25 protein-coding genes and 1 tRNA gene are annotated in these 24701 nt (G+C 62.5%); 13 read left to right on the forward strand and 13 right to left on the reverse strand.

The window, feature by feature from the left end; genetic code table 11:
* Nucleotides 1-437: 437 nt before the first annotated feature.
* The gene (locus AC07VH_RS25015; protein WP_099411739.1) at nt 438-1214 is read right to left on the reverse strand and encodes an enoyl-CoA hydratase; all 777 of its coding nucleotides are present in this window, start codon (nt 1212-1214) and stop codon (nt 438-440) included.
* A 76-nt stretch (nt 1215-1290) separates the two neighbouring features.
* Here AC07VH_RS25015 and AC07VH_RS25020 point away from each other — a divergent pair, with 76 nt between their 5' ends.
* Nucleotides 1291-2592, forward strand: coding sequence for an MFS transporter (locus AC07VH_RS25020; protein WP_494788880.1), 1302 nt, complete (start codon nt 1291-1293; stop codon nt 2590-2592).
* Nucleotides 2593-2729: 137 nt separating this feature from the next.
* A complete protein-coding gene (locus tag AC07VH_RS25025) occupies nt 2730-3167 on the forward strand; it encodes a universal stress protein (protein WP_070312619.1) in 438 nt (145 codons plus the stop codon).
* A gap of 29 nt (nt 3168-3196) precedes the next feature.
* Here AC07VH_RS25025 and mltA read toward each other — a convergent pair whose 3' ends face one another.
* Nucleotides 3197-4474: a murein transglycosylase A gene (gene mltA, locus AC07VH_RS25030; protein WP_494788879.1), complete on the reverse strand. Its 1278-nt coding sequence runs from the start codon at nt 4472-4474 to the stop codon at nt 3197-3199.
* A 10-nt stretch (nt 4475-4484) separates the two neighbouring features.
* Here mltA and AC07VH_RS25035 point away from each other — a divergent pair, with 10 nt between their 5' ends.
* Nucleotides 4485-4631, forward strand: a complete 147-nt coding sequence (locus AC07VH_RS25035; RefSeq protein WP_162995539.1) for a hypothetical protein — start codon at nt 4485-4487, stop codon at nt 4629-4631.
* 25 nt (nt 4632-4656) lie between these two features.
* Here AC07VH_RS25035 and apaG read toward each other — a convergent pair whose 3' ends face one another.
* A complete protein-coding gene (apaG, locus tag AC07VH_RS25040; protein ID WP_034753698.1) occupies nt 4657-5031 on the reverse strand; it encodes a Co2+/Mg2+ efflux facilitator ApaG/CorD in 375 nt (124 codons plus the stop codon).
* A 167-nt stretch (nt 5032-5198) separates the two neighbouring features.
* Here apaG and rpe point away from each other — a divergent pair, with 167 nt between their 5' ends.
* From rpe to AC07VH_RS25075, 7 genes are all read left to right on the forward strand, one after another.
* Entirely contained in the window at nt 5199-5873 is a 675-nt protein-coding gene (rpe, locus tag AC07VH_RS25045) for a ribulose-phosphate 3-epimerase (protein ID WP_086145604.1), read from the forward strand.
* A complete protein-coding gene (locus AC07VH_RS25050) occupies nt 5873-6577 on the forward strand; it encodes a phosphoglycolate phosphatase (RefSeq protein ID WP_494788878.1) in 705 nt (234 codons plus the stop codon). Before rpe ends, AC07VH_RS25050 begins: the two co-directional genes overlap by 1 nt.
* 269 nt (nt 6578-6846) lie before the next feature.
* Nucleotides 6847-8343 carry an anthranilate synthase component I gene (trpE, locus tag AC07VH_RS25055; protein ID WP_475414552.1) on the forward strand — a complete coding sequence of 499 codons (1497 nt, stop codon included), beginning with the start codon at nt 6847-6849 and terminating at the stop codon, nt 8341-8343.
* Nucleotide 8344: 1 nt separating this feature from the next.
* Nucleotides 8345-8908 (forward strand): aminodeoxychorismate/anthranilate synthase component II, encoded by a 564-nt coding sequence (locus AC07VH_RS25060; RefSeq protein WP_475414551.1) that lies wholly within the window; start codon nt 8345-8347, stop codon nt 8906-8908.
* 65 nt (nt 8909-8973) lie between these two features.
* The gene (trpD, locus tag AC07VH_RS25065) at nt 8974-10017 is read left to right on the forward strand and encodes an anthranilate phosphoribosyltransferase (RefSeq protein WP_475414550.1); all 1044 of its coding nucleotides are present in this window, start codon (nt 8974-8976) and stop codon (nt 10015-10017) included.
* A 33-nt stretch (nt 10018-10050) separates the two neighbouring features.
* Nucleotides 10051-10851: an indole-3-glycerol phosphate synthase TrpC gene (gene trpC / locus AC07VH_RS25070; protein WP_494788877.1), complete on the forward strand. Its 801-nt coding sequence runs from the start codon at nt 10051-10053 to the stop codon at nt 10849-10851.
* A 20-nt stretch (nt 10852-10871) separates the two neighbouring features.
* On the forward strand, nt 10872-11324 hold the full coding sequence (locus AC07VH_RS25075) for a hypothetical protein (protein WP_475414548.1): 453 nt from the start codon (nt 10872-10874) through the stop codon (nt 11322-11324).
* Here the strand turns inward: AC07VH_RS25075 and AC07VH_RS25080 are convergent.
* From AC07VH_RS25080 to dkgB, 9 genes are all read right to left on the reverse strand, one after another.
* Complete coding sequence (locus AC07VH_RS25080; protein WP_475414547.1) at nt 11275-12444, reverse strand: GGDEF domain-containing protein; 1170 nt, start codon at nt 12442-12444, stop codon at nt 11275-11277. The genes AC07VH_RS25075 and AC07VH_RS25080 overlap by 50 nt on opposite strands.
* Before the next feature lie 220 nt (nt 12445-12664).
* Complete coding sequence (locus AC07VH_RS25085) at nt 12665-14575, reverse strand: M61 family metallopeptidase (protein WP_494788876.1); 1911 nt, start codon at nt 14573-14575, stop codon at nt 12665-12667.
* A gap of 27 nt (nt 14576-14602) precedes the next feature.
* On the reverse strand, nt 14603-15211 hold the full coding sequence (locus tag AC07VH_RS25090) for a nucleotidyltransferase family protein (RefSeq protein WP_475414545.1): 609 nt from the start codon (nt 15209-15211) through the stop codon (nt 14603-14605).
* Between the two features lie 13 nt (nt 15212-15224).
* Complete coding sequence (locus AC07VH_RS25095; RefSeq protein WP_494788875.1) at nt 15225-17483, reverse strand: xanthine dehydrogenase family protein molybdopterin-binding subunit; 2259 nt, start codon at nt 17481-17483, stop codon at nt 15225-15227.
* Nucleotides 17484-17493: 10 nt separating this feature from the next.
* A complete protein-coding gene (locus AC07VH_RS25100) occupies nt 17494-17952 on the reverse strand; it encodes a (2Fe-2S)-binding protein (RefSeq protein ID WP_070292451.1) in 459 nt (152 codons plus the stop codon).
* Nucleotides 17953-18084: 132 nt separating this feature from the next.
* Complete coding sequence (locus tag AC07VH_RS25105; RefSeq protein ID WP_475414543.1) at nt 18085-18801, reverse strand: DsbC family protein; 717 nt, start codon at nt 18799-18801, stop codon at nt 18085-18087.
* 156 nt (nt 18802-18957) lie between these two features.
* Complete coding sequence (locus AC07VH_RS25110; protein WP_494788874.1) at nt 18958-20202, reverse strand: FAD-dependent monooxygenase; 1245 nt, start codon at nt 20200-20202, stop codon at nt 18958-18960.
* 66 nt (nt 20203-20268) lie between these two features.
* Nucleotides 20269-21198 carry an LLM class oxidoreductase gene (locus tag AC07VH_RS25115; RefSeq protein ID WP_494788873.1) on the reverse strand — a complete coding sequence of 310 codons (930 nt, stop codon included), beginning with the start codon at nt 21196-21198 and terminating at the stop codon, nt 20269-20271.
* A 1-nt stretch (nt 21199) separates the two neighbouring features.
* Nucleotides 21200-22024, reverse strand: coding sequence for a 2,5-didehydrogluconate reductase DkgB (gene dkgB / locus AC07VH_RS25120; protein ID WP_494788872.1), 825 nt, complete (start codon nt 22022-22024; stop codon nt 21200-21202).
* 186 nt (nt 22025-22210) lie between these two features.
* Here dkgB and AC07VH_RS25125 point away from each other — a divergent pair.
* Together AC07VH_RS25125 and AC07VH_RS25130 are read left to right on the forward strand one after the other, a co-directional pair.
* Nucleotides 22211-22286 (forward strand) — tRNA-Phe (locus tag AC07VH_RS25125).
* 188 nt (nt 22287-22474) lie between these two features.
* Nucleotides 22475-23446 carry a hypothetical protein gene (locus AC07VH_RS25130; protein ID WP_475414539.1) on the forward strand — a complete coding sequence of 324 codons (972 nt, stop codon included), beginning with the start codon at nt 22475-22477 and terminating at the stop codon, nt 23444-23446.
* Nucleotides 23447-23522: 76 nt separating this feature from the next.
* Here AC07VH_RS25130 and AC07VH_RS25135 read toward each other — a convergent pair whose 3' ends face one another.
* Nucleotides 23523-24062 (reverse strand): DUF2058 domain-containing protein, encoded by a 540-nt coding sequence (locus AC07VH_RS25135; protein ID WP_494788871.1) that lies wholly within the window; start codon nt 24060-24062, stop codon nt 23523-23525.
* Between the two features lie 265 nt (nt 24063-24327).
* Between AC07VH_RS25135 and AC07VH_RS25140 the strand changes: the two genes are divergently transcribed.
* Complete coding sequence (locus AC07VH_RS25140; RefSeq protein WP_070292445.1) at nt 24328-24633, forward strand: PsiF family protein; 306 nt, start codon at nt 24328-24330, stop codon at nt 24631-24633.
* Nucleotides 24634-24701: the final 68 nt, after the last annotated feature.

The following is a 24701-nucleotide window of genomic DNA, read 5'->3' on the forward strand; positions in this document are numbered from 1 at the left end:
TGCATGTGTAAGGCATGCCGCCAGCGTTCAATCTGAGCCAGGATCAAACTCTTCAGTTTAATCTCTGTTACTTTGCCATTTTACAGGCACCGTCATTTCTGACGGGTCGCTCACTCAAAAAACTGACAGGCTACTTCCGAAGAAGTATCCTATTTCATTATTTCTTGTGAACATTTGATATTTTAAGTATTACAGCAATCCGAAGATCACTGCTGCACTACATCAAATGCCCACACTTATCGACTGTTAATTGTTAAAGAACTGTATTCGGTACTACTTTCGCGCTATCGACAAAGCGTTGTGTTTGTCAGCTGCGAAGAAGGAAGAGTATGAAGCGTTTCGGCTAATTCGTCAACCTTCTTTTTTACTACCCAGCCCCGGAAGGCCGCCCCTTTTGTGCCGCAAACTAGTGCGTCTCATCGGGGAGGCGAATCATATCAAAGACCGCCGAAGTTTGGCAAGCGCTTTTCCAGGAAAGCGTGCATGCCTTCTTTTTGTGCAGGCGTGCCGAAGGCAGCCTGGAACAAGCGGCGCTCATAGGCGACGCCATCGGTCAGGGTCGTTTCGAAGGCGCGGTTGACGCAATCCTTGATCATCATGGCCACCGAGGTCGGCATGGCGGCGATGGTCTTGGCGGCAGCCAGGGTTTCTTCCAGCAACTTATCGGCCGGCACCACGCGCGACACCAGGCCGATGCGTTCCGCCTCGGCGGCATCGATGGTGCGTGCCGTCAGCAGCAGATCCATGGCCTTGGCCTTGCCGATGGCGCGCGGCAGGCGCTGCGTACCGCCCGCGCCCGGCGTGACGCCAACCTTGATTTCCGGCTGGCCGAATTTGGCGCTGTCGGCAGCGATCAGGAAATCGCACATCATGGCCAGTTCGCAGCCGCCACCGAGCGCATAGCCGGCCACCGCGCCCACCACCGGTTTGCGCACGCGCAAGATATGCTCCCAGTTGCGGCTGATGTAACCCTGGGTAAAGGTGTCGGGATAAGTGTAGTCAGCCATGGCGGCGATGTCAGCACCGGCGGCAAAGGCTTTTTCGCTGCCCGTGAGCACGATGCAGCCGATATTCTCGTCCGCGTCGAATTTCAGCAAGGCGTGGCCCAGCTCATTCATCATGTTGTCGTTCAAGGCATTCAAGGCCTTGGGACGGTTCAGGCGGATGACCGCCACCTTGTCCTGGATGTCGATGATCAGGTCTTCGTATTGCATAGTGTCTCCTCTCGATGAACGGTGCAACGATTGTAGCGGCTAACGGCAGCGGCGCGGCAGGTGCGCTGCTATTATTGTGAGTCCGATCACCTTTATCGAGCAGCGTATTTTCTCCTCCTTCTTCCAGTACTGCACCCGCTATCTGCGCGGCGACGGCAGCGCCGCCAGCGTCAATTTCCGCCGCCTGTGGTTCAGCAACGGCCTCAATTGCTTCGGCGCGCAGATCACCTCGCTGGCCCTGCCCCTGTGCGCGGTATTGTTACTGCATGCGACGCCGGAACAGATGGGCGTGCTGGTTGCCCTGCAGGCGCTGCCGTTCGCCCTGTTCGGCTTGCCCGTCGGCGTGCTGCTGGACCGGCGCAGCAAGCACCCGATCATGCTGTTCAGCGAAAGCATGTCGGGCCTGGCACTGGCCAGCGTGGCCGTCGCCTGGTGGTGCGGCGTGCTGTCGATGCCATGGTTATATATAGTGGGATTCATCATCGGCACGGGCTTCGTCGTCGGCGGCGGCGCCGAACAGGTGTTTCTGACCTTCCTCGTGGGCCGCGATGGCTTGATCGATGCGCAGTCGAAATTTGCCGCCACCGAATCGGCTTCGCGCCTGATCGGCCCCGGCCTGGCCGGCGTGCTGGTGCAAATGCTGTCGGCGCCCGTCGCCATCCTGTGCACGGCTTGCGGTTATCTGGTTTCCGTCTTCAATCTGCGCGCCATGAGCGTGCGCGATCCACGCCCTGCTCCCTCCGACAAACACGCCCTGCACGACATCGCCGACGGCTTGCTGTTCGTCTGGCGCGAACCGCTGCTGCGCGCGCTGGCATGGGGCGCCGGCATCTGGCACTTCCTGTTTTACGCCAGCATGGCCTTGACGGTGCTGTTCGCCACGCGCGACCTGGGCATGAGTCCTGGCGTGCTGGGCATGACGCAGATGCTGGGCGGCGCCGGCGTCTTGCTCAGCGCCTTCATCGTCAAGCCGCTGACGCGCCGCTACGGCGCCGGCCGCACCATCCTGATCGGCCTGGCATCGACCTCGCTCTGCTTTGTCCTGACGCCAACGATTCCCGCCGCGCTGTTCGGCAGCGCGGCCGCCAGCGCCGTGGCGTATGCCATATTGATGTTCTTTTTCGATTGCGGCGTGATGCTGTTCTTTATTCCCTACCTGGGCCTGCGCCAGAAAGTCACGCCCGACCCCATGCTGGGCCGCATGACCTCGACCATGCGCTTCCTGACGGTGGCGACGGCACCGCTGGGCGCGCTGGCCGCTGGCTGGGTGGCGGAACATTTTGGCGTGCGCAATGGCCTGGCCTGCATCGCGGCAGGCAGCATTGTGTTGACGATCGCCATGGTGTGGGGCACGCCGCTGCGTAGCGTGCGCACCTGAAGCGAGGAACGGGCATACACTGCAGAAAGATTGCCTTGGCGACACTATTCATGCCAAAGCCTGTGAGGTTTGATTTACATCAAGGTTTTAATTGATGTAAATCCATAAGCTGTCTTACATCACTTGAGGAGCACGCCATGTTTAACACCATCTTATTTCCCACCGACGGCTCGCCGTTGTCCGACAAAGCTGCCGAGACTGCTCTCGCCTTCGCCCAATTGAACAAGGCCAAGCTGGTCGCCATCAGCGTGGTGCAACCCTTCCCGTTCTCGCCGATGGCCGACGGCGGCATCGTGCTCGACGCCAGCCTGTATGAACAGCAGATGCAGGAAGCCTCGCAACGCGCCATCGACAAGATCGGTGCGGCAGCGCGCGCCGCCGGCGTGCCTTTCGAAGGCGTGGTGGCCGTGTCACCGAGCCCGCACGACGAAATCGTCAACGCGGCGCAAACCTACCATTGCGACATCATCCTGATGGCCTCGCATGGCCGCAAGGGCTTGAACAAGCTGTTCGTGGGCAGCGAAACGCAAAAAGTGCTGGCGCATACGCATCTGCCCGTCATGGTTCTGCGGTAAACCGCCCCCCCCGGCGTCGCCAGGACTCCCTAGCGCGCCGGCGCCTGCTTCGGCAGCAACACCCACACGGCGCCGCTCTGCTTCATGCGGCCCGCATTCTCGGCCGCTTCCGCGCCAAAGCCAAAGAAATAATCGACCCGGATCGGCCCGCGAATGGCGCCGCCCGTATCCTGCGCCATGACCAGGCGCTGCATGGGAATCTCGCTATTGGCTTGCGTGGTGGACAGGAACACGGGCGCGCCCAGCGGCAGGAAGCGCGAATCGACGGCCACCGAGCGCTGCGGCGTCAGCGGCACGCCCAGCGCGCCCTTCGGCCCCACCTTCGGATCGGGCAAACGCTCTTCCTTGAAGAAGACATAGCTGGGATTGGCGTTGAACAATTCATCCTTGCGCGTGGGATGGCCGGCGATCCACGCCTTGATGCCCTGCGCGGACGCCTGGCTCAGGGTCAGCTCGCCCTTGTCAACCAGGTAGCGGCCGATCGACTTGTAGGGATGGCCGTTTTGATCTGCATACGCCACGCGCACGGTTTCCTGCGTATCGGTCAGCTGCACGCGCCCGGAACCCTGCACCTGCAGGAAGAACGCCTCGACTTCATCATCCACCCACAGCAATTCCTTGCCAGTGACGGATGTGGCGCGCTCGATATCGGCGCGGGTCGCGTACGGTATCACCTTCTTGCCGACCAGCTTGCCCCGCAGGCGCATGTTCTTCAGCTCCGGATACACGCCGGCCAGGTCGACCGAGACCAGGTCGTCGGGCACCTTGTACAGCGGCGTCTGATATGGACCGCCGCGCTTGCGCGCCCCGTGCAGCAGCGGCTCGTAGTAGCCGGTGACGAGGCCCGTGCTGGCGCCATCGGCCGTGATGACTTGATTGGGCACAAAGAAAGTCTCGAAGAACAGGCGGATGGCCTTGTCGCTGTCGGCATTCACCTGGCGCGCGATCGTGCACGATTCCTTCCAGTCCGGCCGCTTGACCAGCACGCCGCACGAAGCCATGAACGCGGGCCAGGCGGCGCGCATGTCGTCGCGGGCCCAGCCAGGCAAGGCGGCAAATTTGGCGGGCACGAAGGTGGGCGCTACCGCTGCATCGATGGCGTCCTTGGCATCCTTGGCATCGGCGGGCTTGGCCGGAACCGGCCTGACGACGGTCGGCGCGATGGGCGGCGCCTTGCCGCCGGCAGCGGGCGGCGCAGGCGGCGTGGTACAGGCGGAAAGCGCAAGCGCGACGGCGCCGATTGAAACGGGTAGACTACCGCGTGTCAACAGACGGCGGGTAAATACTAAGCTGCGGGTAAATAACATAGGAGTACGTATGTGGATCTTGATGATAGAGGCGCTGGTGGCGTTCTTCTTGCTGGCATTTATAGTCTGGTGGACCATGTATTCGGGTAAAAAACCCGCGCCACCGGCACGCAAGCAGCTCGGCGAAGAACAGGACGGCACCGAGAAACTGAAATAAGGGGGCGCGAGCCCCCGGCGACGCATCAATGCAGGGTGCGTGGCACCGACAGCACGAACTCGGGAATCGGCGCTTCGAACTGATGGCCGTCTTCGGCCACGCAGAAGTATTCGCCATGCATCGAGCCTTGCGGCGTGCCCAGCATGGTGCCGCTCGTGTACTCGAACTGCTCGCCCGGCTGCAGCAACGGCTGGTGGCCGACGGCGCCCAGGCCCCGCACCTCTTCCACCTTGTTGTTCGCATCCGTGATGACCCAGTGGCGCGAAATCAGTTGCGCGCCGGCCGTGCCCGTGTTGACGACGCGGATCGTGTAGCTGAACACGTGCCGCCCCTGGTCCGGTGCCGATTGCTCGGGCAGGTATTGCGTCTTGACCGTTACCGTAAATTCATAAGTCGCCATCGTCATTCCTATTCAGACATTGCCAGTCGTATTGTGTGTCGCGCGCGACGCATTGGCCATCGCGCGATGCGTATTCTGTGTTTCACTGTCCTTCAATGAAGCATGGTACCGGCGTCAAGCGTAAAATAGCGCATCTCCGCATTTTCTACTCTTAGCCTTTAGCCACCATGACAACATTCCGTATCGCTCCCAGCATCCTGTCCGCCGACTTTGCCCGCCTGGGCGAGGAAGTGCGCAACGTCGTTACCGCCGGCGCCGACATCATCCACTTCGACGTGATGGATAACCATTATGTGCCGAACCTGACCATCGGCCCGCTGGTGTGCGAAGCGATCCGCCCGCACGTGCAAGTACCGATCGACGTGCATCTGATGGTCAAGCCTGTCGATCGCATTATCCCGGATTTCGCCAAGGCTGGCGCGAACATCATCACCTTTCACCCGGAAGCGTCGGATCACGTCGACCGTTCCTTGCAGCTGATCCGCGACAACGGCTGCAAATCGGGCCTGGTGTTCAACCCGGGCACGCCGTTGCACTACCTGGAACACGTGATGGACAAGATCGACATCATCCTGATCATGTCGGTCAACCCGGGCTTCGGCGGCCAGTCGTTCATCCCGCAAGCGCTGAAGAAAATCGCCGAAGCGCGCCGCATGATCGACGAATCGGGCCGTGACATCATGCTGGAAGTCGATGGCGGCATCAAGATCGACAACATCGCCGCCGCCGCCGCCGCAGGCGCCGACACCTTCGTCGCCGGCTCGGCCATATTCGGCAAGCCGGACTACAAGGCCGTCATCGACGCCATGCGCGCGGAATTGGCCAAAGTGGCGGGCGCCTGATGCAAGCGGGCACGGTGAAAGACCACGTACTGGCCGGCGTGCGCGCCGCCATCATCGACCTCGATGGCACGATGCTCGACACCGTGCCCGATTTTCATGTCGCCATCAATGGCATGCGCGCTGAACTGGAGCTGGCACCCATCAGCGCCGAGGCCATCAAGCTGATGGTGGGCAAAGGCTCGGAAAACCTGATCCGCACCGTGCTGGCGCTCGACTTCGATGCGGCCGGCGTGGAACAGCGCTTCGAGCAGGCGATGGACGGCTACCAGCGCCACTACCTGGCCATCAATGGCCAGTTCAGCACCCTGTACCCGGACGTGGAAGCGGGACTGGCGGCCATGCAGGCGGCGGGCTTGCGCCTGGCCTGCGTCACCAACAAGCCGATCGCCTTCGCCCTGCCCCTGCTGAAACTGAAAAACCTGGACCAGTATTTCGAGATCGTCTACGGCGGCGATTCGCTGCCGCAGAAAAAACCGCATCCCATGCCGCTGCTGCAAGTGTGTGCGGACTTCGACCTGCCGCCCGCCAGAGTGGTGGCCATCGGCGACTCCTCGAATGACGCGCAAGCGGCCAGGGCTGCGGCTTGCCCCGTATTGACCGTACCGTATGGCTACAATCACGGACACTCTATACACGATACCGATTCCGATGGTATAGTAAAGACACTGCTCGAAGCAGCACGTTTTATTAGCATGCAAAATTAACCGGCATACTGACCAAACCCAACACTATATCGTGAACACGTTTCTCATCAAAAAACACAATGTCACCCAAACCGGCTCGATTGAGGCCTGGCTTTGGCGACGCTGGCAATCCTGGCAGGCCTAAGGGCCGAGCCGTTACGATTGCTGCCGGCTGCACACGCGTCCTTTGCGCCTCTTGCGCAAGTTCCATGTACCGGCAGGTTTTTTGATAACCCACCGCAGGGTTTGTGCACTATGCACACTCGCACCCTGGCGGCATGGAGAAACACATGACCGAACTCGAATTCAAATCGCTGGCCCAGCAAAGCTACAACCGCATCCCCCTGATCGCGGAAGCGTTCGCCGACCTGGAAACCCCGCTCACCCTGTACCTGAAACTGGCACAGGCCCAACACGGTGGCAAGAACACCTTCCTGCTCGAATCCGTCGTCGGCGGCGAACGCTTCGGCCGCTACTCCTTCATCGGCTTGCCCGCCACGACCGTGCTGCGCAGCTACGGCAAACGCACCGAAATCGTCAAGAACGGCACCGTGATCGAGGAACACGAAGGCAATCCGCTCGACTTCATCGAACAGTTCCAGTCGCGCTTCAAGGTCGCCCTGCGCCCCGGCATGCCGCGCTTCTGCGGCGGCCTGGCCGGCTACTTCGGCTACGACACCGTGCGCCACATCGAGAAAAAGCTGGCCGGCGGCGCGCCGAAAGATGACTTGAAGCTGCCCGACATCCAGCTGATGGTGACGGAAGAACTGGCCGTCATCGACAACCTGTCCGGCAAGCTGTACCTGATCGTCTACGCCGACACGACGCAGCCCGAATCGTTTTCGAAAGCACAGCAGCGCCTGAAGGACTTGCGCATGATGCTGCGCCGCGGTGTCGATGCGCCCGTCACCAGCGCTTCCGTGCGCACGGAAACCATCCGCGATTTTTCCAAGGAAGATTACCTGAAGGCGGTCGCCAAGGCGCATGAATACGTGATGGCGGGCGACCTGATGCAGGTGCAGATCGGCCAGCGCATCCGCAAGCCATATGTCGATTCGCCGCTGACCCTGTACCGCTCCTTGCGTTCGCTCAATCCATCGCCGTATATGTACTTCTATAATTTCGGCGACATGCAGATCATCGGCGCCTCGCCCGAGATTTTGGTGCGCAACGAAACGACGGCCGATGGCGGCAAGAAAGTCACCTTGCGTCCGATTGCCGGCACGCGTCCGCGCGGCGCCACGCCCGAGCGCGACGCCGAGCTGTCGGCCGAACTGCTGGCCGATCCGAAAGAGATCGCCGAGCACGTGATGCTGATCGACCTGGCGCGCAACGACATCGGCCGCATCGCGGAAACGGGCAGCGTGCAAGTGACTGACCGCATGGTCATCGAAAAGTATTCGCATGTGCAGCACATCGTCTCGAACGTGGAAGGCACCCTCAAGGAGGGCCTGTCGAACCTGGACGTGCTGCGCGCGACCTTCCCCGCCGGCACCCTGACGGGCGCGCCGAAAGTGCGCGCCATGGAAGTGATCGACGAACTGGAAATCACCAAGCGCGGCATCTATGGCGGCGCCTGCGGCTACCTGTCGTTTGGCGGCGAAATGGATGTGGCGATCGCCATCCGCACGGGCGTGGTCAAGGACGGCATGCTGTACGTGCAGGCCGCGGCCGGCATCGTGGCCGACTCCATTCCTGAAATGGAATGGCAGGAAACCGAAAACAAGGCGCGCGCCGTGCTGCGCGCCGCCGAACAAGTGCAAGATGGCCTGGATGGAGGGTTTTAAGATGCTGCTAATGATCGACAACTACGACTCCTTCACCTACAACATCGTGCAGTATTTCGGCGAATTGGGCGAAGACGTGCGGGTCTACCGCAACGATGAAATCACGATCGCACAGATCGAGGCGCTGAATCCGGACCGCATCTGCATCTCGCCCGGCCCGAAAGCACCGGCACAGGCGGGCATTTCGGTGGAAGTGCTCAAGCACTTCGCCGGCAAGAAGCCGATACTGGGCGTGTGCCTGGGCCACCAGGCCATCGGCGATGCGTTTGGCGGCAAGGTCATCCGCGCCAAGCAAGTCATGCACGGCAAGACTTCCCTCATCGCGCATACGGGCGTGGGCGTTTTCAAAGGCATGCCCAGCCCCTTCACAGTGATCCGCTACCACTCTTTGGCGATCGAACGCGCCTCGCTGCCTTCCTGCCTGGAAGTGACGGCGTGGACGGACGACGGCGAAATCATGGGCGTGCGCCACCGGGAATACGATATCGAGGGGGTGCAGTTCCACCCCGAATCGATCCTCTCGGAACACGGCCACGCCCTGCTGAAGAATTTCCTCGAGCGCTGATCCCATGCGCACGCCCCGACGTGCCATCAGTGTCCTCCTGCGCCATCATTGAAGAAGGAAGCATCATGCCGATCACCCCACAAGAAGCCCTGCTGCGCTGCATCGAACACCGCGAGATCTTTCACGACGAAATGCTGTACCTGTTCCGCCAGATCATGTCCGGCGAAATGTCCCCCACCATGATCGCGGCCCTCACCATGGGTTTACGCGTGAAAAAGGAAACCATCGGCGAAATCGCCGCCGCCGCGCAAGTGATGCGCGAGTTTTCCACCAAGGTGCCCATGGCCGACACCACCAACCTGCTCGACATCGTCGGCACGGGCGGCGACGGCGCGCACACGTTCAATATTTCCACCGCCTCGATGTTCGTGGCGGCGGCGGCGGGCGCGCGCGTAGCCAAGCATGGCGGGCGCAGCGTGTCGTCCTCGTCCGGCAGCGCCGACGTGCTCGATTCCTTGGGCGTCAACATCAACCTGCAGCCCGAGCAGATCGCCCAGTCGATCGCGCAGACGGGCATCGGCTTCATGTACGCGCCGAACCACCATGCGGCCATGAAGCATGCGGCGCCCGTGCGCAAGGAACTCGGCGTGCGCACGATCTTCAATATCCTCGGGCCGCTGACGAATCCGGCCGGCGCGCCGAATATCCTGATGGGCGTGTTCCACGCCGACCTGGTCGGCATCCAGGTGCGCGTGCTGCAGCGCCTGGGCGCGCAGCATGCGATCGTCGTGTATGGCCGCGACAATATGGATGAAGTCTCGCTGGGCGCGGCCACCATGGTGGGCGAATTGATCAACGGCGAAATCCGCGAATATGAAATCCATCCCGAAGACTTCGGCATGTCGATGATCGCCAGCCGCAACCTGAAGGTGGCCGATTCCATCGAATCGAAGGCGAAGATGATGGAAGCGCTGCGCGGCGAGCCTGGTGCCGCCGCCGACATCGTCGCCCTGAATGCGGGCACGGCGCTGTACGCGGCCGGCGTGGCCAGCTCGATCGAAGACGGCCTGGCGCGCGCGCGCGCCGCCGTCAGCTCGGGCGCCGCGCTGGCGAAACTCGATCAATTCGTGCAGGTGACGCAGCAGCTGGGCACCCCGGCACAAGCGTAAGCCTGCGCCCTCCTTTATAGAATAGCGACCATCATGTCCGACATACTCGATAAAATCCTGGCCGTGAAAGCCGATGAAGTGGCCAAGGCCAAAGCCCGCCGCAGCCTGGCCAGCCTGCGCGGCGACGTGGAAAGCGACGGCGCCCTGCGCGCCGGCCTGCGCGGCTTTGAAGCAAGCCTGCGCCAGCACATCGCCGACGGCAAGCCCGGCATCATCGCCGAAGTCAAAAAGGCATCGCCGTCGAAAGGCGTGATCCGCGCCGACTTCCGCCCGGCTGATATCGCCGCCAGCTATGCCCAACACGGCGCGGCCTGCCTGTCCGTGCTGACGGACGAACAGTTCTTCCAGGGATCCACCGATTATCTGCGGCAGGCGCGTGCCGCCTGCGCCATTCCCGTGCTGCGCAAGGATTTCATGGTCGACATGTACCAGATCTATGAAGCGCGCGCCATGGGCGCCGACTGCATCCTGCTGATCGTCGCAGCGCTCGACCATGGCCTGATGGCGGAGATGGAAGCGTGCGCCCACGAACTGGGCATGGGTGTGCTGATCGAAAGCCACGACGGCGAGGAGCTGACGGCGGCGCTCAAGCTCAAGAGTGCGCTAATCGGCATCAACAACCGCAACCTGCGCACGTTCGAGACGTCGCTGGAAACGACACTCGGCCTGCTGCCGCGCATCCCGCAAGACAAATTGATCATCACGGAATCGGGCATCCACAGCACGGCCGACGTGCAACGCATGCGCGACGCACACATCCACAGCTTCCTCGTGGGCGAAGCGTTCATGCGCGCACCCGACCCCGGCGTGGAACTGGAACGCCTATTCAGTTAAACCATGGTAGGCTGGCAGTCATGAGACACGCGATCGCCATCCTTGCCGCCGCCGTCCTGCTGTCGGCTTGCCAGACTGCGCCCCCGACAGCGGAGCGCACTGTCCCTCGTACGCCGGCCGCGCTACAGCTTGCCGCCAGCATCGACGCCTACAAGTCGCTGGTGGCGCAACAGATCATGGCGGCCAACGCAGAATATACGTTCAGCGGACGCCTGCCGCCCATGCTGCCGGCCATCGTCGTGCTCGACCTGAGCGTGGGCCCGGACGGCGAGCTGAAAAGCGTGCACGTGCACCGTTCGCGCGACAGCGACGCATCGGCCGCGGCGCTGGCCGCCGTGCGGCGCGTGCAGGTCCTCTTTCCTCCAGCCGCACACCTGATGCGCCGCCACGCCAAGACTTTCGATTTCTCCGAAACCTTCCTCTTCAACGAGCAGTACCGCTTCCAGCTGCGGACCCTGTCCGGTCCTCAGTAAACACGCAAGCATCGAGTTCGATGCGGTCGCGTCCCCGCTCCTTGGCCAGATACAGGGCCGCATCGGCGCGCGACAACAGCTGTTCCAGCCCTTCCACCACCGATGCCTGGCAAGCGACGCCGATGCTGACCGTACACGATGGCAGCCCCGCATGACTGGGCTCGCGCAGCAAGGCACGGATGCGTTCGGCCACGCCCAGCGCGTTATGCGCCGGCATGTCCGGCATCAGCACGACGAACTCCTCGCCGCCGAAACGCGCGACGCAATCCGATTCGCGCAGGGCGCCGCCAATGACGGTAGCCACATGCGCCAGCACCTGGTCGCCCACCGCATGACCGTGGCGGTCATTGATCAATTTGAAGTAATCGAGGTCGATGCTGAGCAGTGTCAGCGGCAGGCGGCGGCGCCGCAGATTGCCGATTTCGCGCGCATAGGCGTCGCCGAAGCCGCGCCGGTTCAGCACCTGCGTGAGCGGATCATGGGTCGAGCGGCGCTCCAGTATCTGCTGCAGGCGCCGCGTCGCCACCGTCATGAAGCCCACCGTCAGCAGCAGCGCCATGAAATTGGCGACCGCCAGATAGATGCCGGCCGGCGTGCCGGCCACCGCCAGGTTCACGCTGGCGCCGCCATGCAGCAAGGCCGACACGCCGCGCGCCAGCACCACGACGGCTTGCATCAGCATCAGCGCGGCAAAGAAAAAACTCGAGAAATGGCGCTCGCCGTGGCGCCACACCAGTTGCACCTGGCGCGCATAAAACAGGAAGACCAGCAGGGAGAAGACCGCCACACGCGCCGAGAAGTCGGGGTGCGCCAGCAGCCACCAGCTATTGCCGGCAATGGCCAGGGCAAGTATCAGCAGATAGGCGCGGCGACTGGGCGCCAGGCCAAAGAATTTCTCCGTGCCCAGCATCGACAGGCCGATGCCGGCCACCAGCGCCGCGTTGGCCGCGATCGTGGACAATGCCGGCGGCAGCACCTCGCGGGTGCCGAACAGCAGGGACGCGCACACCAGCAGCAGCAAACCGGCCGCCCAATGCCCCAGGCCATGCACCTCGCGCCGGAAACTGCGATACACCGAGAACATGACGATGCTCATCGCCCCGCACATCAGGGTCGTCATCAGCATAATCGTTCGAGGATCGAGGGTTTGCACGTTGAGCGTGATCTAAAAGAATCAATTTGGCAATTTTAGTTTAGTTAAAGAAAAATTAGTTCATTTGCAGTAAATTTTGAGGGCAAGCGCCAGTGTCGGCGGATGAGTTGTAGTGAGAAATTGCTGCTTGAAATAGAAAACCGGCCAGTGACGGCCGGTTTTCTGTCTTACTGCACGATAAACAGCATCATGCCGCGCTAGGACGCTTCGGCCCCGTGGCTTTCTTTGGGGCCGGCAGCAGGGTCAAGCTGACGCCCGGCACGCGATCGCCCTGCAGCACGGCGGTGAATGTCATCAGCTCGTCGCGACGGAAGGCGTGAATGGCCACCTTGGCGCCGACGGCGTAACGGCCCAGCAAGGTGTCCAGGTTCGCCGGGTTGCCCGTCACGCGCAAGCCATCGACGGCCACCAGCACGTCGCCCGCCGACAGGCCAGCCACGTGGGCGGCGCCGCCCTGGTGCACCTGCGCCAGTTTGGCGTCGGTGCCATCGCGGCCCAGGTTGACGTCCAGGCTGGCTTTTTCCGCCTTGCGCGCGTCGCTGTATTTCACGCCGAACGGCGCCAGCAGGCGCGCCAGCGGCACGTCGTCCGTGCCGCGGATGTAGCGCTCGAAGAACGGCTTCATGCGCGTGCCGGAGACCTCGTCGAACAGGGCTTCGACTTCGGCCGGCGTCACGCCGCGCGCTTTACCCTTGTAGAAATCGCGGCCATAGCGCTGCCACAGCGCCTGCATCACGTCGTCCAGCGACTTTGCGCCATTCGTCTTGGTGCGCAGCGTCAGGTCGAAGGCCAGCGCGATCAGCGAACCCTTGGTGTAGTAGCTGACGATGGCGTTCGGCGCGTTTTCATCCTGGCGATAGTACTTGCCCCAGGCGTCGAAGCTGGAATCGGCCACACTTTGCTTGGTACGGCCGCTGCCGCGCAAGACGCTGTTGACGGTCTTGCCCAGCAATTTGAAATAGGCCGCCTCGTCGATCAGGCCAGCGCGCACCAGCATCAGATCGTCGTAATAGCTGGTGAAGCCTTCGAACAGCCACAGCAGCGGCGAATAGCTTTCCGCCTGCAGGTTGTACGGCGCAAAGGCGGCCGGCTTGATGCGCTTGACGTTCCAGGTGTGGAAGTACTCGTGGCTGCACAGGCCCAGGAATTTCAGGTAGCCGTCGCCGATCTCGGTGCTGGTCGACGCCGTCGTCGGCAGGTCGGCGCGCGCGCAGATCAGCGCCGTCGAGGCGCGGTGTTCGAGGCCGCCGTAACCGTCGCCGACGGCCATGGTCATGAATACATAGCGGTCCATCGGCGCTTTCTTCGTCTTCGGCTCGAAGAAGGCGATCTGCGTTTCGCAGATGGCTTTCAGGTCGCGGCACAAACGCGGCAAGTCCAGGTTAGGCACCTTGCCCGTGACGACGATATCGTGCGGCACGCCATATGCGGTGAAGGTGGCCAGCGCGAAGTCGCCCATTTCCACCGGGTGGTCGATCAGCTCATCGTAGTTGGCTGCCTGGTAGCTGCCGAAGCCATAGCGCTTGGCCTTCAGTTCCGGCAGGGTGGTGGCGACTCGCCAGGTCTTGCAGGCCGCATCCTTGGGCTGCACGATGTGCACTTCATGGGCGTCGGATTCCTGGCCCAGCACGCGCAGGAATACGCTGGTGCCGTTGAAGAAGCCGTGATTCTGGTCCAGGTGGGCGGCGCGCACGGAAAGGTCCCAGGCATAGACGTCGTATTCGACCGTCAACGGGCCCTTGCACGGGGCGGCTTGCCACGAGTGCTTGTCCAATTTGGCCAGCGCCACGGCCTTGCCCTCGGACTCGGCGCGGATGCTGACGATATTGCGCGAAAATTCGCGGATCATGTAGCTGCCCGGGATCCAGGCCGGCAAGGCAAACACCTGGCCGATGGCGGCCGGCGACTTGACGGTCAACGTCACCTTGAACATGTGGCCGGCCAGGTCGGCTGCGGCGATGCTGTAGATGATGCCGGCGGCCGGCGTGGTTTTCACTGCGGTTTTCACTGCGGTTTTCGCCGCGGCTTTGCTTGTGGCTTTGCCGCTTGCCTTGGCTCCCGCCTTGGCGGTGATTTTTTGAATCGGTGCTTTCTTCATGTTTTCCTCGTGTCTGGCATGGATGTTCTACAATCGCCCGGGCGCGCCAGGCACCGGCGACAAATCGTCAGGTGTATCAATATCGCGCAAGATGCCGCCGTCGTCCACTGTCACTTCGCATACGGCATGGCTGTTGACGATGCTGCGCGCGCCCTGGTCGCCATCGAGCGCCAGCAGCAGCGGCAAGTGAAAGGTACTGAACGCGACAGGATTGCCGCGCCGTCCCTGGAACACGGGCACGGCGATGCGCGCGCCATCGCCGATGGCGTGCGACAAGGCGGCGATTGTAGCCGCTTCCACGAAAGGCATGTCGCCCAGCGCGATCAGCCAGCCCGGCGCGCCCCGCACGTGATCGATGGCGCAGGTGAGCGAGGCGGCCATGCCCGTGTCGGCGTCATCGCAGACGCGCACCTCGCAGCCCAGCGCGCCGAGCACGCGCGCCACCTGCGTATCGTCGGCACGCACCACGGCCAGCACGCGCGGCAGGGCCGCCAGCATGTTCCTGGCCGCCGCCACTACCACGGGCAAGCCCGCATGCGGGCCTTCGGCCAGCGGCTGCAATAATTTGTTCTGTACGCCGGAAGGGTCGAACCTGCGTCCCCTTCCGGCTGCCAGCAAGATGCCGACCGTGCTCAAAAAACCGCTGCCGTCATGCCGCCGCCAGGTCGAACGGCAGCTTGCGCAGGCGCTTGCCCGTCAGGGCGAACAGCGCATTGGCGAATGCGGGCGCCAGCGGCGGCACGCCCGGCTCGCCCATGCCCGTCGGCGCGTCGCCGGACGGCACCAGGTGCACCTCGATCACCGGCATGTCGGGCATGCGCGGCACCGGGTAGTCGCCGAAGTTCTGCTGCTCCACCACGCCATCCTTGAGCGTGATGGCCGCGCCGGGGATGGTCATGCCCAGCGCCATCAGCGCGGCGCCCTGTACTTGCGCCTCGATCGTCAAGGGGTTGACGGCCAGGTTGCAATGCACGCCCGCCCATACCTGGTGCAGCTTGGGCGCGCCTTCGACCACGGAGGCCGTCACCACGTAGGCGACCACGGAGTTGAACGACTCGTGCATGGCCACGCCCCAGGCCTGCCCTTTCGGCAGCTTCTTCCTGCCATAGCCGGACTTGGCCACGGCCAGGTCCAGCGCGGCGAGGTGGCGCGTGTGCTTGGCATCGATCAGCTGCCTGCGGTAGGCGACGGGGTCCATCTTCGCCACGTGCGCCGCTTCGTCGATCAGCGTTTCCATAACAAAGGCCGTATGCGTCGAGCCGACGGAGCGCCACCACAGCACGGGCACGTTGGCCTTGGCCGTGTGCACGGACAGTTTCATCGGCAGGGTATACGGCTCGCCCATGCCTTCGACCATGGTGCCGTCGACGCCATTTTTCACCATGAAGGCTTCGAACGGCGTGCCGGCCATGATGGACTGGCCCACGATGGTGTGGTCCCAGGCGAGGATCTTGCCCTTGGCGTCGAGGCCGATCTGCGCGCGGTGCACATGCGACGGCCGGTAGTAGCCGCCCTTGATGTCATCCTCGCGGCTCCACATCAGCTTTAACGGACCGCTCTTGCCCGCCGCCCGGTATGCCTTGGCGACGTTGACGGCTTCGACCACGTAATCGGACGAGGGCACGGCGCGCCGGCCGAAGCCGCCGCCCGCCATCATCGTGTGCAGGGTCACCTGCTCCGGTTTCAGGCCGGAAGTAGCCGCGATGGCCGCCTGGTCGCCCGTCTGGAATTGCGAGCCGACCCACATCGTGCATTTGTCGGCCTGCAGGTCGACGACGCAGTTGAGCGGTTCCATCGGCGCGTGCGCCAGGTAGGGAAATTCATAGACGGCTTCGATCTTTTTCGGCGCCTTGGCCAGTGCGGCGACATCGAATGCGCGCGCCACCGTGCCCGGCGTTTTCGCCAGCGCCTTGAAAGCGGCCAGTTGCTTGTCGCTGCTGACCTTTTCCACGGCGCTGCTATCCCACTCGATCACCAGCGCATCGCGCCCCTGCTTGGCGGGCCAGTAACCGTCGGCGATGACGGCCACGCCGCTGCCGCCACGGTCCGTCTTCACTTCCAATACTTCCAATACGCCCTTGATCGCCTTGGCCTTGCTGGCGTCGAATTTCGCCACTTTCGCGCCAAACACGGGCGGGCGCGCCACCATGGCCACCTTCGCGCCGGGCGGTTTGAAGTCGATGCCGAACTGCTGTTTTCCCGTGGACTTGGCGGCCGCGTCCAGGCGTTTCACGGGCTTGCCGATGATGGAAAATTCGCGCGGGTCCTTCAGCTTGACGGTGGCGGGCACGCTCTGGCGCATGGCCGCGTCGGCAAACTCGCCATACGTCGCCTTTTGTCCGCCGGGACCATACAGCACGCCCTTGGCGGCCCGTATCTGGTCGGGATTGACTTTCCACTGCGCGGCGGCGGCGCCCACCAGCATGGCGCGCGCCTTGGCGCCGATTTCGCGGTACTGCGTAAACGAATGGGCGATGCTGCCGGAACCGCCCGTCATCTGCATGCCGTAGGCGGCATCCTTGTACTGCTCGCCGGCCGGCGCCAGCGCGCCGTGCACCAGGCTCCAGTCGGCGTCGAGTTCCTCGGCGATCAGCATGGGCAAGCTCGTTTGCACGCCCTGGCCGAATTCCAGCCGGTTCACCTGCACCGTCACCGTGTTATCGGGGGCGATGTGCAGGAAGGCGTTCGGCGCATACACGGGCTTGGCGGGGGCGGCATCGGCCGCCTGCGCCAGCTTGCCCGCGCCGGGCAGGAAAAAGCCCAGCATCAAGCCGCCGCCCGCCGCCGCGCCTGCCTTCATGAAACCGCGCCGCGAGACGCCATCGGCCACCGGAGCCGATGCCAGCGCCGCGCCCAGGGTCACGCCACCGTGCTGCAATGCTTCCTGATTCAACCATTCGATACGCATGTCGCTCTCCTCAGGCCAGGGTCTTGGCCGCGTCCTTGATGGCTGCGCGGATCCGTTGATAGGTGCCGCAGCGGCAGATGTTGCCGCTCATGGCGCCGTCGATGTCGGCATCGCTGGGCGACTTGTTGGTGCGCAGCAGCGCCGTCGCGCTCATCACCTGGCCGCTCTGACAGTAGCCGCATTGCGGCACGTCGTGGCGCACCCATGCCGCCTGCACGGCCTTGCCCACCTGGTCGTTTTCCATCGCTTCGATGGTGGTGATCTTTTGCGCGCCCACCGAGGAAATCGGCGTGATGCACGAGCGGATCGGCTGGCCATCGAGGTGCACCGTGCAGGCGCCGCACAGGGCCGCGCCGCAACCGAACTTGGTGCCCGTCATGTTCAGGTTATCGCGCAGCGCCCACAGGATGGGCGTGGAAGGATCGGCGTCGACCTGCGTGTCGCGTCCGTTGATATTCAAGGTAATCATCTGCTGCTTCCCCTTTTTTGGATTGTTATGGCGTCTACGAACAACACTTGATGATACGACAGCGGAAAAAAACGCAAAAAAAAGCGCGCCTTGCGAGGGCGCGCCGTCCAGCCTTCCTGGCGACAGCCCGGATTACTTAATGGTCGAGAATTTCTGTTCCAGCGTTTTCGCATCGACCGCGCCTGGAATGCGGCTGCCGTCGGCAAAGAAGATGGCTGGCGTGCCCGAGACGCGCAGCTGCTGGCCCAGGGCGAGGATTTTTTCATGCGGATTGGCGCAATTGGCGGCGACCGTGGCTGGCGCCTTGCCGTTCAACATCCAGTCATCCCAGGCCTTGTTGCGGTCCGGCGCGCACCACACATTGCGCGACTTGACGATGGAGTCCGGCGACAGGATGTTGTACATGAAGGTGTAGACGGTGACGTTGTCGATCTCCTTCAGCGCGTTCTGGCGGAAGCGCTTGCAGTAGCCGCAGTTCGGATCTTCGAACACGGCGATCACGCGCTTGCCATTGCCCTTGACGGTTTTCATGGCCGAATCGAGCGGCAGGTCGGAGAACTTGATGCGGTTGACTTCGTCCAGACGCACCTTGGTCAGGTCTTGCGAAGTCTTGGCGTCGAAGACGTGGCCGACGAACAGGTACTGCGCATTCTTGTCCGTGTACAGGATGTCGCCGCCCGTGCGCACTTCATACAGGCCGCCGTACGGGGTTTCCTTGACCGAGTCCACCTTGGCGCCTTCGCCCAGACGCGGCTCGATCAGCTTCTTGATGCTCGCTTCCGTCGGCGTTTCCGCGCCGGCGCACGACATCATCAGGCCCGAGGCCAGTACCAATGCGATTCTGCTCATTTTGATCACTATCACTTCTCCACTTGACACGCCTGGCGGGACTGGACTCTGGTCCGGCGGCGATCTTTTAACAAAACGATCGCCGCAGACCAGCTGCGGCGACCTTGAATTTTCACTGCTGCCATTATCCGGCGATATCTTAAGATACGCTGATATTTACGGATGTCCCAATGCGTGCGAGATCATTTTTCGCTTCAGGGCCGGTAATTTATCCAGCAAGTTTAATCCCAAATTGCGAACCACGCGCAACGGCTCCAGATCGGCGCCAAATAACCGCGCCAGACCATCGGTGGCCAGCTGCATCAGCAGCACGTCTTCCTTGCGCGCGCGCGCATAGCGGGCCAGCACGCGTTCGTCGCCGATGCCGCGGTGCGCTTCGCGTTCGCCGATCGTCTTGACCAGCTGCGCCACGTCGGCAAAGCCCAGGTTCATGCCGTGGCCGGCCATCGGATGGACCACGTGGGCGGCGTCGCCGACCAAAGCCACGCGCGGCGCCACCATGGCGTGCGGGCGCATCAGGGTCAGGGGAAACGCGCGCACCAGTTCCGGCTGCAAGGGCGTCAGCTTGCCCAGCTTGTCGTGGCAGTAGGCGGCCAGGCGCGCGGCCAGGGCGTCGGCCGGTTCGGACATCAGGGTATCGGCCAGCGCATCGGGCGCCGACCAGACCAGCGAGACGCGCTCGCCCGGCAGCGGCAGCAGCGCGACGATGCCTTCGCTGCCCGTAAACCACTGGTGGGCCGCGCCATGGTGCGGCTTTTCGCAGGCGAAGTTGCTGACCACGCCCCGCTGGCCGTAGGAGCGGTAATCGAGGCCGATGTCGCACTGGCCGCGCACCCACGACTGGGCGCCGTCGGCGCCCACCACCAGCGCGCAGGTGATGGTGTCGCCGCCGTCGAGGTGCACGATGGCCGAATCATTCGTCCATTCCAGACGGCTGGCACGGCCCTGCAGCACGCTGACGTTCGGCGCGAATTTCAGGGCGGCGTCCAGCGCCTGGCCCAGGTTGCGGTCTTCGATGATCCACGCCAGGGCGCCCACATGCGCGCCGTAGGCGTCGAAACCGAGTCCGCCCGCCTGCGCGCCATCGCCGTTGACCAGCATGGCGTCGACGGGCGCCACCCTGTCGGCCTCCAGGGCGCCCCATACCTTCAGCGACGACAGCAACTGGTGCGCCGTGTGATTGAGCGCATACACGCGCACATCCCAGCTGGCTTCGACCGGCCTGGCGGCAGAAGTGGATGTGGATGCGGGCGGACTCACGGGGGATAACAGGGTGACGCTTTGTCCTGCCTGGGCAAACGCCAGCGCCGTGGTTTTCGCGATGGCGCCATTGCCGACGATGCAAACGTCGCTGTGGCTGTGCATGAAGCGCCGCATGGTGGGGGGAGTGGGACTGTTCATGCGGTCATTATAGCGTTTGCCCTACCCTTTTCAGCTAGTCCGGAAGTACAGAACGCATGCCCCAGGTCAAGCGGCGCCATGAAACACGGGCAGCACGTATTCGCCGATCTCCTGCATCGTCTCGGCCAGCGGGCGGCGGTTCTGCCGCAGCTGCAGGCCAATATGCCGCACGCCGGCCGCGCGCATGGCGTGCAGCTCGGCGATCAGTCCATCGCGCCCCGCGCGCCCGCCGAAGCGGAAGCGCTGCAGCGGCAAGGTCGGATCGTCATCCAGGTCCAGGTGGATGAAGCTGACATACGGCTTGTCGCCGCCGGCCACGGCCCGCCATTGGGCGGAACGCCGGGCATGGTCTTCCGGCGTGCCCGGATAGGCGAGCCAGCCATCCATCTGCGCGCCTATCCAGGCCGGCGTTTGCTGCGCCAGCCCCGCCACCAGCAGCGGCAACGGTGCGGCCGGCTTGGGCAGCAGGCGGATGCCGGGCGGCAGGCGCATATCTCCCCAGTCGCGCAGCATGGCGACCTGCTCGCGGAAGGCGGCGCCGCGCTGATCGAAGTCGCGGCCGAAGACGGGATACTCGACGGGCCGGTCGCCGCTGGCCACGCCCAGCAGCAGGCGCCCGCCGCTCAACTGGTCGACGCTGGCCGCCGCTTTTAAAGTCAGCACCGGTTCGCGCAGGGGCAGTACCACGGCGGCCGTGCCCAGCAAGATGTCCTCGGTGATGCCGGCCAGGTAGCCCAGATAGGTAAACACCTCGAAGACCTGGGCCGCGTCGCCGAACGACGGATCGTACAGGGGCACGTCGCGCAGCCACAGGGCCCGGAATCCCAGGCGGTCGGCCAGCTTTGCCAGCGCCGCATGCTGTTGCAGGTCCGGCTCACCCGGCACGCGGCCGCAGGCCGCATTCGCCTGGCGCCCCGTCGATGACCAGTCATTGTCGAGCGGCAGTTCCAGGCCGATACTGAAACCGCCCTGGCCCAGCTTCGTCATGGCGCCCATATCAATCCCACTGCGGCGCCAGGCCGTCCGGGTTGGCCAGGCGCTCGCCCCGTTCCAGGGTGGCCATCTGCGCCATCTCGTCCGGCGACAGGGTGATGCGCTGGAAATGCAGGTTCGCTTCCAGGTTGGCGCGCCTGGTCGACGACGGAATCACGGCAAAGCCCTGCTGCAGCGACCAGCTCAAGGCCACTTGCGCCGGCGTCACGCCATGTCTGGCTGCAATGGCCGCGATCACGGGGTCGGCGACCACCTTGCCGTACGCGAGCGGCATATAGGCCGTGATGTGGATGCCCTGGCTGCGCGCGAACTCGATGACCTTGCGGTTTTGCAGGAAGGGGTGGATCTCGACCTGCTGCGTGGCGATTTCCGCCGCGCCCACGGTATCGATGGCTTGCCGCAGCTGCGCATTCGTGAAATTCGATACGCCGATGGCCCTGGTCAGCCCCTGCGCCTTGGCTTCCGCCAGCGCCGTCATGTAGTCGGCCACGGGAATCGCATCTTGCGGCGACGGCCAGTGAATCAGCGTCAAATCCAGCTGCTCCAGCCGCAGCTTGTGCAGGCTGTCTTTTAAACTGGGAATCAGCTTGTCGCGCTGCAGATTGTCGATCCAGATCTTGGTCGTGACGAACAGCGCGTCGCGCGGAACGGCGCTGGCCGCGATCGCCTGCCCCACGTCGGCTTCGTTGCCGTAGATTTGCGCCGTATCGATATGGCGGTAGCCGACGTCGAGGCCCGTCGTGACGGAATCGATGACAACCTGGCCCTGCAGGCGGAAGGTGCCCAGACCGATGGCGGGGATAGCGGTGTGATTGGTAGCGGCGTGCATGCGGTAATCCTCTCAAAGCAATGTCGATGGCCACACTATGCGCCCATCTTTTGTTGAGAAAAATACCGTTTATCTCAAATCATATTTGATCTGTGAGCAACTAAAGCGATACCTATGCAGTAAATCAAGGAAAAGTCGCAGCCGGCTCTTGCATTCCCGTTTTGGTCTGCTATAATTCGCCACCTTGGCCTGGTAGCTCAGTCGGTAGAGCAGAGGATTGAAAATCCTTGTGTCGGTGGTTCGATTCCGCCCCGGGCCACCAAGAATTCGTTTCACGTTCAAAAACGCCACCTTCGGGTGGCGTTTTTGTTTGTCACCCCATCACATCGTCTTCAGATCATCATCGCGCGCCATGGCGCAGGACGCCAGCATCCTCGACAGGCAAATTTTCCTTGCGGGAAGTGTGTTACTGTTAAATCAATATCAACATCCGCATTCAGGAAAATGAGCATGAAACGATGGTTACTACTGGCGGTCGCCAGTGCCCTTGCCAATACTGGCCTGGCGCAGCCTGCGCAAGTGGCAGGACAGGCGGCCTCGCCCTTGAATGCCGCACAGCAAGAACACCGGAGCGCAATCCCGCTCATACCATCGGAAAAAAGACTGGCAGCGCCGACATTTTCCATGCAGATGCTCGCAAGCGACCGCATCGATCCCGACTATCCTGGCTTGCCGCTTGGCATAGCCGTAGCAGCAATACAAAAGTTCGTGGCAGACAAAAAAGGGGAATTCGAATCGACGGCTGATTACAACCGCAGAAAGGCCGCGGCCTTGGACGAAAAAATCGTCGGCAACTCAAGCATGAATGACTGGTTTGCGTTTACGGCGCCGGTCAAAAGAAACGGACAAACCTCACACGCCATCGGCTACGACTTCAATGCGGATACGGGAAAAGTACAGCTCTTTGTCTTGCCTTACTCTTTTGAGTTGAATGGCATCGGCGCGCCTGACTATGAGGCCAACAAACTGCGATATAACGGCCTGGATCAATTTGAGTTGAGTTCCAAACTGAACTCAAAGGATCCATATAAGGGACCTGGCAGCTATCGCGCGAAATACCCGATAGAAGAAACCGACACGACCAGACTGGGAATTGCCGTCAATCGCATCCCGTTCCTGGATTCTAAGCGCGACAATTTCCAATCCAGCAAGATACCTGCGATCCAGTTGACGATGGAAAATGCCGTCGCGCAAAAAGAGCTGCCCGCCTTGAAGGCGCTGCTCGTGATGAAGGTGGCGTCGCCTTACCTTGTCTATGATTTCTACCAGTCCGAGTTCACCCCGGACAGGACGGACATGAAAACAATACGGAGCATTTACCTTGCCGGGAATATGGCGGGCATCATTTTTTACTCCGGCACCACTGGCGAAATCCTCGGGCGACTACCCGCCGGATTTGGCCTACCTGTCGCACCGAATTAACGCAAAAAAAACGCCAACCCTCGGGTTGGCGTTTTTGAATCACGCAAGGCGGCCGCCTGCGGCAGCCACGTGGTTCTTACCACATCAGATCGTCCGGAATCTGGAACGCCGCATACGGATCATCCTCGTCCACTTGCGTGCTGGCCTGTTTCACGCGCACGACGATGGCCGGGTCGCGTTCGGCGATCTTGTCGGCGATGATGCGCGGCACCAGTTCCACGGCGCCGCCCAGGCAGACGATCACCAGGCGGCCCGCCACCAGGTGCGCCTGCACGGCGGCCGTCACGTAGATGCGCTCGATCTTGTTGTTGAACGTGAAGTTATACGGCACGTCGCCGTGGTTGCCCTTGCTCTGGCGGTTCTTTTGCACCATTTGCGCGATCTGCGCCACGATGGCCTTCTGGTTGGCGGCCGCATCGCGCTGGGCGTTCAGCTCGCGCGCGCGTTCCGCGTTCTTGCGCTGGGTCTCGAGCGCGGCCAGACGCACCTCGTCGACGCTTTGCGTGCCGCTCTTGCGCTCGTCCTTTTTTTGCTTGCTCTTGTCCTGATTGGCCAATTTGACCTTCTTCTTGTCGACCAGGCCGGCCTTTAAAAACTGCTCTTGCAACGAGACCATAACTACTCCGTATTGAGGGTGCGCCGGCCAAGGCAGCGGCATCGGCCGGTAGAAAGACGCTAGCATAGCAAAAAATGGAGCCGCTGCCGCCGCAACATGGCTGCCTTGGCCACCGGGCAGGCGCTTGACAACGGCCAGTAACAAAAAGACACACTCGAGTGGAAATTTTGTTGATAAATGTCATATAGTTAGTTACGTTCTGCATATCGGCATTCATAGCCGATTGCACGTCCCCTTCCACTGACTGCGTCTACAAGGATTTGCCATGAAACAATTAATCGCCCTCTGCATCGCCGCCGCGTTTGCCAGCACCGCCTTTGCCGCCGCACCGGAAGCGGCGCCCGCCGCCAAGACGGCGCAACAGTCGAAGATGACGACCTGCAATGCGGATGCCGCCGGCAAGAAAGGCGATGAACGCAAGACCTTCATGAAGGAATGCCTGAGCGCCAAGCCGGCGCCGGCCATGACGCAGCAAAACAAGATGAAGGCGTGCAATGCCGACGCCAAGGACATGAAGGGCGACGCGCGCAAGGCTTTCATGAAAGAGTGCCTGAGCGCACCAAAGAAATAAGCGCCGCTTCGACGCGCCTGCATGCGCTTCGCTGCGCAACGCCAGCCGAAAGGCTGGCTTTTTTTCGC

The organism is Janthinobacterium sp. GW821-FHT03C10, from assembly GCF_059420865.1.